This window comes from Roseofilum sp. SBFL, assembly GCF_017746885.1.
In the GTDB taxonomy this organism is placed as follows: Bacteria; Cyanobacteriota; Cyanobacteriia; order Cyanobacteriales; family Desertifilaceae; genus Roseofilum.
The window spans coordinates 18,339-33,558 of the sequence record NZ_JAGHZH010000165.1 but is presented as its reverse complement, the minus strand read 5'-3'; the positions used below and the strand labels follow the sequence as shown (position 1 = coordinate 33,558).

Sequence of the window (15,220 nt, the reverse complement as noted above, 5' to 3'; positions counted from 1 at the left end):
TTCAGTCCTTTCAATGTTGGTCTTCTTTGGCTCAAGAACTGATGGATTCCAAGCCTCATAAGCGCTTATTTTTCCAGAAGGGGTTAAAGGCTCTATCCCTTATACAGTCTACTCTTTAGCTCCCTTGTCACCCCTTGAGGGCTTTTAGCCTTTTTTCTTTATTATACTCTTCCCAGAGTGAAAGAAGAGGGATAAACTATGAGCTACTCGGTAACGGGTATGTTCACACTCAGTCTGCGCCACCAGTTGCACCAGGGCAGCGATTGCCTCTTGATTACCTTGTGCAATTTGCTCTAAACTATAAGCTGCCCAACAACGAGCATGTTCATCATCAGTCTCCTCCAGCATTTGTATCAGAGCCGCGATCGAGTTAGAAGCAATGTCAAATTATTAGCATAGCGATCGCCAGCCTGATAGCCCACATAATATCCATTTTGTCAAGGTCTTTAATGAATGACACACCCTAGCAATAGACAAAATTGGGTTTTATCCTTGGGTCGAGGGGCTTTCCAGCCGGAAAGCCCTTACTCTTAAATTGCCTTAGCCACTTTTAAATCTTGAAGTTGAGCCGTATTCCCTTGCAAGACGACTCCGCGATTATTGAAGGCTAAATGGCGAACAATTTTATAAACCGCTTCAATTTCCTCTGAGGCGTTGGCAGCAGTCGCTAATTCTACCAAAGATAAAGATCTGTCGCTCTCCCCTAAAGCTTTCATAATTTGATTTTGCAACTGGAGAACACTGGCGGCAGCTTTTTTCCCTGCTTCTACCCCAGGTTGGTGATAGGCATTGATATTGACCAAGGTGGCATAAAATCCGACAGCCCGCTCATAGAGGGCAATCAATGCTCCTACAGTGCGCGGAGTGACTTCAGGGATAGTGACGGTAATAGAGTCCCGGTTATTTTCGTATAAGGCTTTGCGGGTTCCTTGCAATAGTCCAGACAGATAGTCACCACAAGTCACTCCAGGTTCTACTTCGGGGGAAGGGCGATCGCGGTCTTTCAGGACTTCAATAAAGGTGACAAAGAAATTCGCTATACCTTCGCGCAACTGCTGGACATAGGCATGTTGGTCGGTAGAGCCTTTGTTACCATAAACAGCAATACCTTGATAGACCGTATTGCCGTCTAAATCCTTTTCTTTACCCAAGGATTCCATCACCAACTGTTGCAGGTAGCGGCTAAAGAGCAGCAAGCTGTCTTGGTAGGGCAAAATCACCATGTCTTTTTCTCCTTTACCATTGCCGGCGAAGTACCAGGAAAGGGCAAGCAGAGCGGCAGGATTTTGTTTAAGGGAGGGGATGCGGGTGGCTTCATCCATTTCTTTGGCTCCCGCTAACATTTGATTGATGTCGATCCCTTGTAGAGCGGCGGGAACTAAACCAACAGCAGAGAGTTCGGAGGTGCGTCCGCCTACCCAGTCATGCATGGGGAAGGTGGCTAACCAATGTTCAGATTTAGCGAGTTTCTCCAGTTTACTCTCATGGCCGGTAATGGCGATAAAGTGGGGGCCATGGGGGAGGTTAGCGGCTTCATAGGCAGCTTTGGCTTCGATCATGCCGTTGCGGGTTTCGGGCGTGCCTCCAGATTTGGAGATGATAATGACTAGGGTGGTATTGAGTTTATCTTTGAGTTGGCCTAGGGTACGGTCGATACCTGTCGGATCGGTGTTGTCAATAAAGTGAATATGGAGTTGAGGAGAGGAAGAGGCTAACGCTTGAGCAACAAATTGGGGTCCTAGGGCAGATCCACCGATGCCGATGGAGAGAATATCAGTGAATTGGGGAGCATTGGGGGGTTTGATGGCTCCAGAGTGGATATCTTGGGCGAAGCGATGAATCGCTTCTAAGGTTTCGTTGATTTCAGCTTTGAGTTGGGGATTGGGTGCAAGATCGGGGTTGCGTAGCCAGTAGTGCCCCACCATTCGTCCTTCATCTGGGTTGGCGATCGCCCCTGATTCCAGTTTAGCCATTTCGGCAAAGGCTTTGTCAAGCTTGGGCTGTATTTGTGCGACTAGACGATCGTCAAACCTCATTCGACTAATGTCGAGATAAAATCCTAGGCTGTCGTGGGTGTACAGCCAGTCTTGATAACGTTGCCAGAGGGTTGCTGCATCCATAACCAGTCTTCTCCAAAGGGTTGAGGCATTGTCGGCGATCGCCGATCGAAACAAGGTAATCAGAGGTTACTTAAAACTCTCCTAGACACCATACCGTTTAGATCTCCGGTTTGGGTAGAATCCGGAGAAATTTAACAATTTGCCCCACGACGGCGATCGCAATCAGATATTCTCCAATCGTAAAATGATAGAACATGGGCTCTGGGCCAAGTCGATGCAGTTTCGGCAGGTCTTCTAGGCGTTTGAGGCTCAGGAACTCAGTAAATACAAAGCGATAAATTGTTTCATAGCTACTCTTTTCTCTTTTCTGTAACTTTTGTAGATCTTGGAGAAAGCTACGGTGATAGAGTAGTTGGTATTGGGTGGATGATATTGTGGAGGAGTGAGCCACAGTCATAGGATTTGCACCTGTGCCAGCGATCGAGGATTGGTTTATTATGGATGATGCAAAAACCCTAGAGCTTCTTCGCGATTCATGAAATCACCGGGTTTGATTGTATCTATGGTTGCGTGCATCATAGTCAGTACATAGACATCTGCACTCAGAGGAGCTAAAAAAGCCCAAACTTGATTTAAGTATTCTTCCGGAAGTCCATCGACGAGATCGTGGATCTGTTGTCGTTTCTTGGTATCAATCATACCCTTGAGATAGGAGGTCTGCATTGCCTCCCCCATTCTAACCCCTAGGGCGATCCAATTTCATCTAAGTTGCGAATTACAGGTGTGGGGGGATTAGAGGGACTAGAATTAGGAGAATTAAAGATAGCATTGATAGCTCTCTCCAGGGTGTTAGCCATAACAATTTGGTTGTCATAGGCAACAATCACTCGGACTAAGGTTGGTAAGCTATTTTGTTCGGCTTCCAAATAGAGGGGTTCGACGTAAAGCAGAGATTTTTCAATGGGAATGACAAGGAGGTTTCCCTGAATAGCTTTTGATCCCTGCCGGTTCCAGAGAGAGATTTGACGGGAAATTTCTGGGTCTTGATTAATCAGAGCATCAATTTGTTCTGGCCCATAAACAAGCTGCTGTTTAGAGAATTGATAGAGCAAAAGTTTACCGTAATTTTCTCCATCTGAACGACCGGCTAACCAAGCAATTAAGTTATTGCGACTCGCGGGAGTAAAGGGATGAAGTAAGATAAATTCTTCTCGATTTTCAGTCGGCAACTTCATGATTAAATAATAAGGTTCTACGGTTTGGGGTTGACCGCCATAGATTTCTAGGGGAGAGCGCCATTGATCCTCACGGTTGTAAAAGACTTGAGGATCGCGCATATGATAGGTTAACAGTTGATCGGATTGGATGCTAAACAGGTCTACAGGATAGCGAATATGAACCTTAAGGGATTGGGGCATATCGTTTAAACTACGGAACAGGTTAGGAAAGATTTTGGCAAGGGTTTGAATCATCGGGTCGGAGTCATCAGCAATGAAAAAATAAACCCTGCCATTGTAGGCATCGACGACGACTTTTACGGAGTTGCGAATGTAGTTAAAGGGGAGTTTTTCTGGATCGGAATAGGGATAGCGATCGCTGGTTGTATAAGCATCAATAATCCAATACAAATAGTTCTCCTTATTGTTACTTTTATCTCCACTTAAATCAGTATCGGCAACGACTAAATAGGGGTCTCGATCGAATCGGAGAAAGGGAGCAAGCGCTTGGACTCGCTCAACGATATTGCGACGAAATAAAACCTTAGTTTCTGGCGTAAAAGATTGGGTTAAGAGCATTTGCCAATCTTTGAGGTATTTAGCAAACAACCACCGTCTCCAGCGATTGGCGATCGATACGCCCCCTGTCCCATCATAAAAGTTATATTGGTTAGCATCTCCTTGGGGATAATCTAACTCGGGTTCCCTCGAAGGAGTCATAAGATAAGTATTGGTCAACTCTCCATAATAAATTCTCGGTTGACCAATGGGAATACTATCGCGAATTCGAGGCTCAGAAATCCAAACGGGAGTGGTTTGTCCTTCTGGGCTTTCTGCACCAATATCTTTGACATAATATTCGGGTAAACCGTCGGAGGCAACCGTATTCACTGGCGACATAGTAAAGCCATAACCATGGGTATAGACTAAATGTTCATTGATCCAAGTTTTTGCCTCTTCAGGTACTCCTTCATAATCTAATTCTCGTGGCGCTAAAATGACCTGTTGTTTTTCCGTGCCTTGGTAATCTCGCTGGCGGAAAGTGTAGCGCTCAATATCGGCATCCAGAAATTTATAATATAAGCGAATTTGTTGAAGTTGCCGGTTGGTTTGCAAGAGGGGGCGAGTATCCCAGAGGCGAACATTATCAAGAGTCAGCTTATTATTGAGTAAGTCTTGTATGGTTAATTGTCCTTCAGGATTAAACGGATAAACATCGATTTGGTCTAAATTAAAAGCCGATCGAGTAAATTCAATGGTGCGCTGGATAAATGGAGTTTCTCGTTGCAGCTCGTTGGGTTGAACGATGAGGCGCTGGCTCAGGGCAGGCAGAGCATAGTTGCTCACTCCTGCAATGACTAAAAAGAGAAGCATCCCATAAATGATTTTCCGCCAAATATCCCGTTTTTTTGCCCAATAGACCGAGCGACCTAAAAGGAAAAAACCGTAGCTTGCTGCCAGAATAGACAGCACTTCAATCATCGGTTTTTGGGTATAGATATCGGTAAAGCTGGCTCCATAAATGACTCCGGTAGGAGAATAGAGGAGTTCGTAGCGGGAGAGGATATAACTATAGGCAACGCTAAACATCACTGCGGCGCTGATGACTTGCAAATGGCGGCGCTGTTTGGGAGAAAAACCGGGAAAACTGCCCAGGGCTAAACTTCTACCGGATAATAAATAGATGATGGTAACAGAAAGTAAGGAAAAAACACAGAGAATAACGAGCCAGAATTCCAGGAGATGGAGAACGGGTAAGGTGAAGATGTAGAAGCTAATGTCTTGGTTAAAGAGGGGATCGACTTGATTAAAGGGCGTGGGATTAAAACTGGTGAGAATTTTGGCCCAATTGCTCGATAAAATTATGCCTAAACCCGTGCTGAGGAAAATGGCGATCGCCAGCAGCGTTCTTTGGGGAATGCACAAGAGGAGAATGGGGAACCCAAGGACAAATAGGGTTTTGACTCCAGAGTTGGGTAGATCTAAAACGGTGCGAAGAGCTGATTCGGGGCGAAATCGAGGGGGAAGTTCCGGAGTAAGGCGGGCAATATTAAAATCAGTATGCCAATAGGGAAGAATAACTTCTGTATATTGGACAATAATTAATCCTAAAACGAGACTTAAGAGTCCGACAGATAGCAGCAACCACCCTAGGTGAATCGTTTTGGGATATTGGGGATAAGCGTCTTGTTCCTCTGGGGGGTTGGGATATTTGAGCCGGTTCGCAACCCAGAGATTGCCGCATAGATAAAGGCTGCTGATGCCAAAAACAAGAGTGCCAACAATCAGTTGAGTTTTCACCCGCAGGGCAAATTCAGCACGATAACCGAGTTCGTTAAACCATAGTCCTTCGGCGATCAGGTTAGTCGCGATCTCGACAATAAGCCATCCTGCCAACAGGATAACTAAAATCCAACCGATTTTTGGCGATCGCAGCCACTGCATGTTGATTTAAACCAAGTTCGTCAGTATCAGGAGAGAGGAGTAGAGGCAAAAAAATTTTTGCTTCTACTGGTTGAGTTCTAAACACAATTGGCGGAAATGATCGCCCCGTTGCTCAAAGTTAGCATATTGATCGAAACTGGCGCAGGCGGGAGAAAATAATACTCCTTTGGCTTGATAGTGTTTTGCTAAAACTAAGGAACGGGGAATGGCTCGATCCAAAGTTTCGACCATCTCATAGGAATCATAACCCACCGCTTCTAAGCGTTGGGCAAAATGGGGCGCAGCTTCGCCGATGAGTAAGACTGCTGCCGCTTTAGACTTAATGCGATGCAACCATTGGGTGTCATCTCCTTCTTTCGCTTCTCCACCTGCAATTAAAATAACGGGAGCTTGAACTGCCGATAAACCCACTTCAGCCGCATCATAATTGGTGGCTTTACTATCATTAATCAAGTCAATTTGATCGATCGCACCAATGAGTTCTAAACGATGGGGAACGCCAGGAAAATTGGCGATCGCCTCAGCAATGGCTTCCCGTTCAATCCCCGCTAACCGAGCCACAGCTACCGCTATTAATAGATTTTGCTGGTTATGCGCTCCCACCATTTTCAAACTGGCAGCGGGTAAAATGGGGTCGCCTTGCACCATCACCCAGCGGTCTTGAATATAAATCCCATTCTGGGGAGAACTAACTAAATGCTGTTTGCCTTTAATGCTCGTCCAATAGGCATTAGGCCATTCTTTGAGACCCCTTTGACGCAAATAGGCATCATCGCCATTAAAGACTTGATGATGCGATCGCCGCAATAACTGTGCTTTAATCTCGTAATAATTGTCCAGAGTTTTATGGCGCTTGAGATGATCGGGGGTAAACGTTGTCCAGACCCCTATTTGGGGCGATAGGGTAGAGGAGGATTCAATTTGATAACTACTAATTTCGGCAATCACCCAATCCGGCCGTTTTTCACCGAGTGCCAACTCACAAGCTGCGTAGCCAATGTTACCGCAGCCAGGGGCATAAAAGCCAGCCTGTTGAAAAATCGCGGCAATTAAAGCGGTAGTGGTGGTTTTGCCATTGGTTCCGGTGACTCCCACCCAAGGAATATCGCTCAATTCTTGCCAAGCCAGTTCCATTTCTCCCAGGATTTCTATGCCTTGCGCTCGTGCTTGCACCAACACGGGAATATCCCAGGGAACTCCAGGACTAACTACAATCCGTTCTGGCAGGGGGGCATCCTCTAAGCTGAAGGAAGAGCCGAGATCGCAGGCAATTCCCAGATTGTGAAGGGTTTTCTGTTGTTGGCGTAAAGCATCAGAGATTTGGCGATCGCTCGCTTTCACCTGCCATCCTTGACGGTGTAGCAGTTTAGCGGCTGCAATTCCAGATTTACCTAAACCAATGACATGAGCAAGGGTCATATTCTTTTGGGCGGCAGACACAGTTCGTTCTTTATCATAAGCCTTTGTGCGATCTTCGTTTGTTTTCTTCTTCCCAGCGATCTAATTGCCCAGTGATTTTGCTATTTCTAACTGATTCAGCGGACTTGGTATGATATTCTGAGCCTTGGAGTAAGGGTAAAAAAACTGTCAGCTCCTATGACATCAATCGGTAAAGAGCGGGGAAATTATGGAAAATACACCGGTGTTAGATTGGATTGCGGGAGGATTGGCGATCGCGATCGCGATCGGAGGCTTAGTCATGCTATTCCAAGGTTTATCGGGTTTTAATGAGCAGGATAAAAGGTGAAAGATAGCCAGTTAGCTAGGCAAGCTATTGCCTATTCCCTGACATCTAGCTGAAGTCTATTAGCTACTGACTCAATTCCTGCATTTTCGCTTCAGCAAACTCGCGGAGCGATCGCGCTTCTTCCGTCGCCGTTGTTCCCGATTTCACCCGATCTAGGTCATAAATAATCCTTTGCAGTCCACTGACAAGTACCCCAGTATTGGCATTAGAAGCGGCTAACTGTTGCCAGGCGGTAATTTGACTTTTCGCCTGATTCAGGGCTTTAGTAGAACTTTGCTCATTCCGCAGACGAATCCTCGCCATGGCAGCATTTTGACGATATTCAGCTAATTTAGTCTGGGCTTGCACATAGGTAGGATTATCATCTTTTACCCGCTCCAATTGCTCGCTTGCCCGATCCCAGAAGCGGATAATTTCCTGCCACTGCTCCTCAGGATGGGGGGGATTTTGAGACATTTGGGCTGCTGCCATGCCATACTGAGCCGCTGCTTGGATGAGGGTATCGGTTTTGCCGGTTCCAGCACTGCGTCCAGAAACCTGCTGAAAATCACGCTGATATGCTTTCATTTGAGCCGCAGACATTCGTCCAGCAACAGTTTGAGGAGGGATGAGATCGAGTTTATCGAGTCCAGCTTGCCAAATGGCGATCGCTTCCTGTTTACTCGCCTCAGAGTTGGCTTGTTGATATTGGCTTTTCCCCTCTTCGATTTGACTAGCACCCTCTTCCAAAAGCGTTAAAGCATTGTTCTGCTGAAAAATTTTAGCATCCATGCGGGCGACCTGTTGCCGAGCGCCCTTATACTCATCCAGGGTAAACTGCCAACTACAACTAAAAAATGTACAGTAGCGCCGGGGAAAGTAGCCTAAAAACCACACCGGTAAACCATCCAGATGATTTTGAGCTATGGCCACTTTTTCTGCGCCTAACTCGATATCAGCAGCGCTAGTAGCTTGGTTAATCAGTTGGTCTGCTTTTTCCACATTGGCGATCGCCCCCCGGTAATCATAATCCATTTTCATATAACTGGGCAGTAGCACCAGGGGAATCGTTTTGGACACTGGCCAGCGAATCATTGGATAGGGGAGATTGAGAATATAAACCAAACCTGCTAATCCAGCTAAACCCATCACTCCCCAGGACAAATAGCTAAACATTCCAGAGGGTTGATTGGCTTTAGCTGCCTTGCGAATTGCTGCATCTCTAAACTCAGGGATCAGATCCTGAATGATCTCCCGTAACTGTTGAGCCGAAACCGGCTCTCCCGTTTGTTGTCGTAATCGCTCTAACCGTTTGAGGATCAACATTTTCACAGGAGCTTGGAGCGGATCATTTCCCACACACCGCTCTAGTTCCCGTATTAGAATAGTATATGCCTTATGATTGAGACGGGCCATAAGATGAGTTCTAAATTCTTTATCACTATTATGCCTGACTTCTTCTTAAAAAACCTGCGTAGTTTCCGTGATTTTCGGTAAATAAAAATACCTGCAATTTTGGACAATGAATCAAGGCGTTCTATCGAACCTCCATTTTAATTAATTGTGTCCCAATCTACGAGTTATCCTAGTGATGCTCCTACTGTGCAATCCTTTGCCATATTAGGGTATGTTGAAGTTCTTCCGTTTGCTCCAATCCACTGAAACCTCTTTTCGTCGCATTCTCATGGGACGGATTTTGCTGATGACGATTCCCGTTTTACTTTTACTTCAATATGCCACCTACCGTAAAGCGCGTTCGAGTTTATTAGAAACGGCTCGGTATAATATTATTGAAAGTGCCATTGAAAAAGGCGATCGCCTCGATCTAAGTATCAAGGCTCTGACCGATCAAGTGAAAACGGCCAGTGAAAGTGGAATTTTGCAATTAGGGGACTTGTCCAAAATAGATCCCTATCTCAACGAGCTAAGTCAGCGGTTTTCTAATTCTGTGATGTGTTTACAACTACACAAGCCAACCCAGGGGGAGGTAATTTATAGTACCTGTGAAGGAGATACGATAATGCTCCGCACCGCTTCGCGAACGCCAAACTTAGACCCTGAAAAAATCGCTCAAAAACCCTATGAACAATTTTCGACTCATGTAGAAGTTAAGTTACTCTTAGAAGCTCTACCATCTGCTTTCTATAATTATGGTAAAGATCGACTCCATTTTTTAATTAATGCGCCAGTTTACGATCCTTCTGGACAACCCCAATCTAATCTAGTTATTGAAGCGACTGTTCCCCTCCAACAAAATCAAGATCGAAAATCCTTATCCGGCTATACAGTAATCATTAATGAAGAAGGAACAATCATTGCTCATATCGATCCCACTCGAATTGGGACTAATATTAGTGAGCAAAAAAACAAAAATCTTAAATCTAGATTAGAATCTATTATCCGATCGGCTACAGGAGGAAAAAGTGATTTTCTCCACTTACCTGGATTCGATCAAAGTCGTCGAGAAGTGATTGCTGGATATACAGCTATCCCTAATCCAACGACAACTGGCTCAACCAATGGTAAATGGGTTGTTTTAGCGGTCACCCCCCTTGAACACGCTCTCTATGGTCTTCAGGAAATTCGGCAAACGTTAATTAATTTAGTTTTGGGATTAATTGCAGCTAATTTAATTGCAACATTAATTTTATCTCGCTCTTTAGTTACTCCAGTTGAACAACTAGGAAAATATGCCCAAAGTTTTGAATGCAGTGTTTCCCCGGAAGCCATTCCCCAGAAATTTAAAATTCATGAATTTAATCAACTGGCTAAAGCCCTCAATAGTATGGTGGCTCGGTTAACCAGTTGGGCTGAAGAGTTGGAAGTTGCTTGGCAAGAAGCCAAAAGTTCTAATCAGCTTAAAAGTGAGTTTTTAACCAGTATTTCCCATGAATTAAGAACTCCCCTCAATGCGATTATTGGCTCGGTTCGCTTGGTTAAAGATGGGTTCTGTGATGATAAGGAAGAAGAATTTGAATTTTTGGAACAAGTGGATAATGCTGCCCTCCATTTACTCTCGATTATTAATGATATTTTGGATTTATCTAAAATTGAAGCAGGTAAACTGTCTCTAGAGTTAGCCCCAGTGGATTTAAATCAGATTCTTAAAGAGGTGATTGATATTGAATCGGCTCCTATACAATCGAAAGGCTTATCTTTAATTTATGAAAGTATTCCTAGCTCAATTCCGATCGCTGCTGATGCAGATAAACTGAAGCAAGTTTTCATGAATATTATTGGCAATTCAGTTAAATTTACTGAAGAGGGAGGAATTACGATCAAAGTGGAGTCAAACTCTAACGGCAATAATTTGACCCGATCGCAGGTGAGGATTGCGATCAAAGATACGGGAATTGGAATCGATCCTTCTGCTCAATCCAAGCTGTTTCAACCGTTTGTCATGGCTGATGGAACTCGGACTCGTAAGTTTGAAGGGACGGGTTTAGGATTGGCGATTTCTCGGAATTTGATTGAGATGATGGACGGTAAGATTGCTCTGTATAGTGAGGGAGATGGACAGGGAACAACGGTGGAAATTGTGTTGCCTTTGATTGATGTGCAACAGTTGGAGCGATCGCAGGCTTTGAAAACTCAAGTGTGAGTGCAGATCGGATTAGGATTTGACCACGATGAAAACGGCGATCGCCAGCAGAAAATAGCCAAAACCTTTCTCTAGTTGCTTTCCAGGCACAAACTGAGTTAAGTATGACCCCAAAATAATTCCTGTACTCGCAGCAATAATAAAGGAAAACACCAAAGGTAAATTAATCGGGATCTGACTGCTCAGATATCCCCAAAACCCGGTTCCAGATTGAAACGAAATCACCAACAGAGATGTCCCGATCGCCTCTTTCATGGGAATCTGAATCAATAACACCAACGCTGGAATGACCAAAAAACCACCGCCAATCCCCACAAATCCGGTCACTAATCCTACACTGAAGCCAGCTAAGGGAATGAGTATAAACCTCTGCCAAACTCCTGAAACTTGGCGAGCTTTCAGTGTCTCTTCACTCTTTTGCGTGCGACTCTTCTGAATCATTAAAATACTGGCCGTCACCATCATCGCGACAAAACCCATCAGTTGTATCGTGGGACTAACCATGGGTTGAGTCGCAATTTTAGCACCTAGATAGGAACCCACCATAGCTGGAGGTGCAAACATTCCTGCTGCTTTCAGGTTCACATGACCCGATCGCCAATGGGAGATGACTCCAATAAGACTGACGCTACCGACAATCGCTAACGTCATGGCGATCGCTGATTTCGTCTCTACCCCCATCACATACATTAACACTGGCAGAGCTAATACTGAACCGCCACCACCAATTAAACCCAAACTCAAGCCCATACAAACGGCCAAAGCATGTCCCACCAGATTCACTACCATCTGATTTTCCTCATTGCTCCTGACTCTTTACTGATTCCCCCTCTACCAGCAGAGAGAGAAAGTCACTCTAAACTCGCTGATTAGATCCCTGGCATAAGTGAGCAAAAAATGAATAGTAATGTACTAACTTTATAGACTATTGCTAGAGTGCCTATTACCGGACTTCTTACAGAATTCTATTGTAAGGCAATTTTGCCAATAACCGAGCCATCATACAGGTATTACTAATTCCAGCAAACATCAATCCGGCTCCCACAAAACCACTCAAAAACAAGAAACCAGGAGCCACAAATACACCCAATAAAGTTCCAGTTAAGACCAAAGAACCGGCCACAATTTGTACCTGACGCATAAGGCTAATCGGAGCCTTGGGATTAACATGAGTCGGATATCCCTGTTGTTTCCATTCCTCTAATCCTCCTCCTAGGTGAGTTACCTCTTCAAATCCCGCTAGAAAGAGCTTTTGGGCAGCCGTGACTGAACGATTTCCGGTTTGGCAATAGAGAATGAAGGGTTTGGTGCGATCGGGGAGAAAATCATCCGGATTAAAACGAGATAAGGGTCGAGAAATAGCCCCTGAAATGCGCTCGCCAGCATATTCACTGGGTTCGCGCACATCAATGAACTGAATCCGATCTTTTTCCCACAACTCTTGTACCGAAGAACTGTCGATGGTTTGTAGTTTATCTTGCAGATTTTGATGGGTAACCATAGTTGATTAAATTTGACTCAGGAAATGATTAGATAGAGACTTCATTAAGCTACGGCCGGCACTTTCCCGCATCTTTGATTTGCAGGAACTGCTTCGGCAATTTTTTTCGGGTTGGGTAAATTTAAACTTTGCATGAGGGCAATAAAACTCTCACGAGTGTGATCGGCTAAACGAGGATTGAATTGTTTTTCTTCGCCAATGGTAGAAACCGTGCAGCCTTTATAATCATGACCGGGATAGACTTCTGTAGAGTTGGGAAGCGTAAATAACCGTTGAGTAATGGCATCATAGAGCAGACCTGGATCGCCGCTTTGGAAGTCTGTACGACCACATCCTCGAATGAGCAGAGAATCACCCGTAAGCAATTTGTGTCCATTCACTAGATAGGCCATGTGGCTATCGGTATGACCTGGAGTGGCGATCGCCTGAATCTCAATTCCTCCAACTTGTAATAATTCCCCATCAGTCATAAAGCGATCAGCACAGGGGACTCCAGCCTGTTGAGGAACTAGGGATGTACAACCGGTCACTTCCCGAAGCTGGCCGCTCCCGGTAATATGGTCAGCATGAATATGGGTTTCTAGACAATAGCAGAGACTTAACCCTAACTCCTGCAACAGTTTCAGGTCACGATCCACTTGCTCTAGCACCGGATCGACCAAGAGGGCTTCTTGAGTCTTCAGATCGGCTAATAGATAAGTATACGTGCTGGTTTCTGGATCGAATAATTGACGAAATAGCATCCAACTCTCCTTCATTCACGCTTAATCAAAATTGTATCACTATTTAGAGATTTAGTAAATTAAAAACCTCGTAGTTGTTCACTCCCCGACTCTCTTCTTTGTAATCCCGACATCAATTTATGCTAGAATCAGCCAGACTTCTTGCTCAAAGGTATAAACTATCCGATTACAGCCTTGATTGATTCCTCGACTGAATCTCACTCAGAGGTAGATTCTCCTTACATTCATCGGTGCATCGAATTAGCCCTCCAAGCCCTTGGCCGAACCGCTCCAAATCCCCTTGTGGGGGCGATAGTGGTGGCGGACAACCAAATTGTGGGGGAAGGTTTCCATCCTCGCGCTGGAGCTAGCCATGCTGAAGTATTTGCCCTACAAGAGGCGGGCGATCGCGCCTGGGGAGCAACCGTCTATGTGAATTTAGAGCCTTGTAATCATTATGGTCGCACTCCTCCTTGTACAGAAGCTCTAATTGCCGCAGGAGTAAAGCGAGTGGTGGTGGGGATGGTAGACCCCGATCCGAGGGTATCTGGTGGAGGTATTCAACGGCTCAGAGACGCGGGAATCGAGGTTAAGGTGGGGGTAGAAGAAAAAGCGTGTCAGCAGCTTAATGAAGCATTTATTCATCGTATCCGCCATCAACTCCCTTGGGGTATTTTTAAATATGCTATGACATTAGACGGAAAAATCGCTACAACCACAGGTCATAGCCAATGGGTCACTGGGGAAGTCTCTAGGCGTTGGGTCCATCAGTTGCGAGGGACTTGTGATGCAGTGATTGTGGGGGGGAATACAGTAAGAAAAGATAATCCCCAATTAACCACCCATGGAGCCGTGGATCGCAACCCGGTGCGGATGGTGATGAGTCGTTCTTTGAATTTACCCCGATCGGCGCAATTGTGGGAGTTGGTTGCACCAACCGTGGTGTTAACGGAGCAAGGCGCTAACCCCCAATTGCAGACGGAGCTGGGCAACCGGGGGGTTGAAGTGGTGGAATTTCCCCAACTGACTCCCAGAGCTGTCATGGAATATGGATATCAACGGGGATTTTTATCGGTGTTATGGGAATGTGGAGGACAATTGGGAGCGCAGGCGATCGCTTCTGGAATGGTGCAGAAAGTTTATGCTTTTATTGCACCCAAAATTATTGGGGGCGATCGCGCTCCTTCTCCCGTGGGCGATTTAAGATTAACCCAAATGACTGAAGCTCTAAATCTAACTGATATTCAGTATCAATCTTTAGACAGCGATATATTAATTGAAGGTTATCTCGTTAATCGCGATTCCTCTTAAGCCTTAAAAATGGAGACTTTTAAGGACAAATGGATTTACCCATTACCTCTTACCCATTAGCCCGCGAAGCACTATATGCTCGAATTAGTCATTAGTAGTTTATTTTTCAGTAGCTTGGGATGTCAATTGCTGATGATGGGCAATAGTATTCATCGCAGTTATATCGAAATCCAGAAACGGAATGAGGAGGAGGAAGAAGTTTTGACCCATTACGAACCCAAAGAACACTTTGGTACAGAAGGACAAGGGAATCAGAATGGTTCAGCCAAAGCACGCGGATGGGAATTCAAGATTGTGCGAGCCAATAGTGATTTATTTCGCAATCCGACTATATTGCATCAACTTTGTCGTGAAGAATCCCAAGCCGGTTGGATTTTGTTAGAAAAACTTGACGATCGCCGAGTCAGATTTCGGCGAGCGATCGCAGCTCGACAGAAAATTCGCCCAGAAACCCTCTCCTTTGACCCCTATCGATGTCACTATGGATCGTCCGGTAACTCTAAAATTTGGTTTGCCACCCTTGCCTTCCTCCTCGCCCTGATGATTCCTGCCTATGCTGGATACTGGGTAATGTCTCAATATCTGAATCAATCCCCACCTGAGAGCGCTCCCCTGCCCGAATCTCTACCTAAGTGAA

At 45.2% G+C, this 15,220-nt stretch carries 14 protein-coding genes; 4 read left to right on the top strand and 10 right to left on the bottom strand.

Annotated features, from left to right (window positions below):
- Positions 1-144 precede the first annotated feature (144 nt).
- From J7545_RS17815 to murD, 6 genes are all read right to left on the bottom strand, one after another.
- Positions 145-354, bottom strand: a complete 210-nt coding sequence (locus J7545_RS17815) for a HEAT repeat domain-containing protein (RefSeq protein WP_318699827.1) — start codon at positions 352-354, stop codon at positions 145-147.
- Positions 355-530: 176 nt separating this feature from the next.
- Positions 531-2,120 carry a glucose-6-phosphate isomerase gene (locus tag J7545_RS17810; protein WP_318699826.1) on the bottom strand — a complete coding sequence of 530 codons (1,590 nt, stop codon included), beginning with the start codon at positions 2,118-2,120 and terminating at the stop codon, positions 531-533.
- Between the two features lie 97 nt (positions 2,121-2,217).
- A complete protein-coding gene (locus J7545_RS17805) occupies positions 2,218-2,517 on the bottom strand; it encodes a hypothetical protein (RefSeq protein WP_318699825.1) in 300 nt (99 codons plus the stop codon).
- 38 nt (positions 2,518-2,555) lie between these two features.
- Complete coding sequence (locus J7545_RS17800; protein WP_318699824.1) at positions 2,556-2,783, bottom strand: hypothetical protein; 228 nt, start codon at positions 2,781-2,783, stop codon at positions 2,556-2,558.
- Positions 2,784-2,803: 20 nt separating this feature from the next.
- The gene (locus J7545_RS17795) at positions 2,804-5,722 is read right to left on the bottom strand and encodes a UPF0182 family protein (protein ID WP_318699823.1); all 2,919 of its coding nucleotides are present in this window, start codon (positions 5,720-5,722) and stop codon (positions 2,804-2,806) included.
- A 63-nt stretch (positions 5,723-5,785) separates the two neighbouring features.
- A complete protein-coding gene (gene murD / locus J7545_RS17790; protein WP_318699822.1) occupies positions 5,786-7,141 on the bottom strand; it encodes a UDP-N-acetylmuramoyl-L-alanine--D-glutamate ligase in 1,356 nt (451 codons plus the stop codon).
- Between the two features lie 208 nt (positions 7,142-7,349).
- Here murD and J7545_RS24170 point away from each other — a divergent pair, with 208 nt between their 5' ends.
- The gene (locus J7545_RS24170) at positions 7,350-7,469 is read left to right on the top strand and encodes an NAD synthetase (RefSeq protein WP_413038711.1); all 120 of its coding nucleotides are present in this window, start codon (positions 7,350-7,352) and stop codon (positions 7,467-7,469) included.
- Positions 7,470-7,532: 63 nt separating this feature from the next.
- Here the strand turns inward: J7545_RS24170 and J7545_RS17785 are convergent, their stop codons facing one another.
- Positions 7,533-8,864 carry a hypothetical protein gene (locus J7545_RS17785; protein WP_318699821.1) on the bottom strand — a complete coding sequence of 444 codons (1,332 nt, stop codon included), beginning with the start codon at positions 8,862-8,864 and terminating at the stop codon, positions 7,533-7,535.
- Between the two features lie 229 nt (positions 8,865-9,093).
- Between J7545_RS17785 and J7545_RS17780 the strand changes: the two genes are divergently transcribed.
- Positions 9,094-11,049, top strand: a complete 1,956-nt coding sequence (locus J7545_RS17780) for an ATP-binding protein (RefSeq protein WP_318719935.1) — start codon at positions 9,094-9,096, stop codon at positions 11,047-11,049.
- 12 nt (positions 11,050-11,061) lie between these two features.
- On the opposite strand, the gene J7545_RS17775 is transcribed toward J7545_RS17780, so the two are convergent.
- From J7545_RS17775 to J7545_RS17765, 3 genes are all read right to left on the bottom strand, one after another.
- Positions 11,062-11,838, bottom strand: coding sequence for a sulfite exporter TauE/SafE family protein (locus tag J7545_RS17775; protein ID WP_318699819.1), 777 nt, complete (start codon positions 11,836-11,838; stop codon positions 11,062-11,064).
- Positions 11,839-12,004: 166 nt separating this feature from the next.
- Positions 12,005-12,550 (bottom strand): rhodanese-like domain-containing protein, encoded by a 546-nt coding sequence (locus tag J7545_RS17770; protein ID WP_318699818.1) that lies wholly within the window; start codon positions 12,548-12,550, stop codon positions 12,005-12,007.
- 44 nt (positions 12,551-12,594) lie between these two features.
- Positions 12,595-13,293: an MBL fold metallo-hydrolase gene (locus tag J7545_RS17765; RefSeq protein WP_318699817.1), complete on the bottom strand. Its 699-nt coding sequence runs from the start codon at positions 13,291-13,293 to the stop codon at positions 12,595-12,597.
- A gap of 174 nt (positions 13,294-13,467) precedes the next feature.
- Between J7545_RS17765 and ribD the strand changes: the two genes are divergently transcribed.
- Both ribD and J7545_RS17755 read left to right on the top strand, forming a co-directional pair.
- Positions 13,468-14,583 (top strand): bifunctional diaminohydroxyphosphoribosylaminopyrimidine deaminase/5-amino-6-(5-phosphoribosylamino)uracil reductase RibD, encoded by a 1,116-nt coding sequence (gene ribD / locus J7545_RS17760; RefSeq protein ID WP_318719934.1) that lies wholly within the window; start codon positions 13,468-13,470, stop codon positions 14,581-14,583.
- A 75-nt stretch (positions 14,584-14,658) separates the two neighbouring features.
- Positions 14,659-15,219 (top strand): hypothetical protein, encoded by a 561-nt coding sequence (locus J7545_RS17755; protein ID WP_318699815.1) that lies wholly within the window; start codon positions 14,659-14,661, stop codon positions 15,217-15,219.
- Position 15,220: the final 1 nt, after the last annotated feature.

Coding starts and splice junctions, on each gene's coding strand:
- J7545_RS17810 (WP_318699826.1), bottom strand. CDS start 2,120: ATGGATGCAGCAACCCTCTGGCAACGTTATCAAGACTGGCTGTACACC.
- J7545_RS17805 (WP_318699825.1), bottom strand. CDS start 2,517: ATGACTGTGGCTCACTCCTCCACAATATCATCCACCCAATACCAACTA.
- J7545_RS17800 (WP_318699824.1), bottom strand. CDS start 2,783: ATGCAGACCTCCTATCTCAAGGGTATGATTGATACCAAGAAACGACAA.
- J7545_RS17795 (WP_318699823.1), bottom strand. CDS start 5,722: ATGCAGTGGCTGCGATCGCCAAAAATCGGTTGGATTTTAGTTATCCTG.
- murD (WP_318699822.1), bottom strand. CDS start 7,141: ATGACCCTTGCTCATGTCATTGGTTTAGGTAAATCTGGAATTGCAGCC.
- J7545_RS24170 (WP_413038711.1), top strand. CDS start 7,350: ATGGAAAATACACCGGTGTTAGATTGGATTGCGGGAGGATTGGCGATC.
- J7545_RS17785 (WP_318699821.1), bottom strand. CDS start 8,864: ATGGCCCGTCTCAATCATAAGGCATATACTATTCTAATACGGGAACTA.
- J7545_RS17775 (WP_318699819.1), bottom strand. CDS start 11,838: ATGGTAGTGAATCTGGTGGGACATGCTTTGGCCGTTTGTATGGGCTTG.
- J7545_RS17770 (WP_318699818.1), bottom strand. CDS start 12,550: ATGGTTACCCATCAAAATCTGCAAGATAAACTACAAACCATCGACAGT.
- J7545_RS17765 (WP_318699817.1), bottom strand. CDS start 13,293: ATGCTATTTCGTCAATTATTCGATCCAGAAACCAGCACGTATACTTAT.
- J7545_RS17755 (WP_318699815.1), top strand. CDS start 14,659: ATGCTCGAATTAGTCATTAGTAGTTTATTTTTCAGTAGCTTGGGATGT.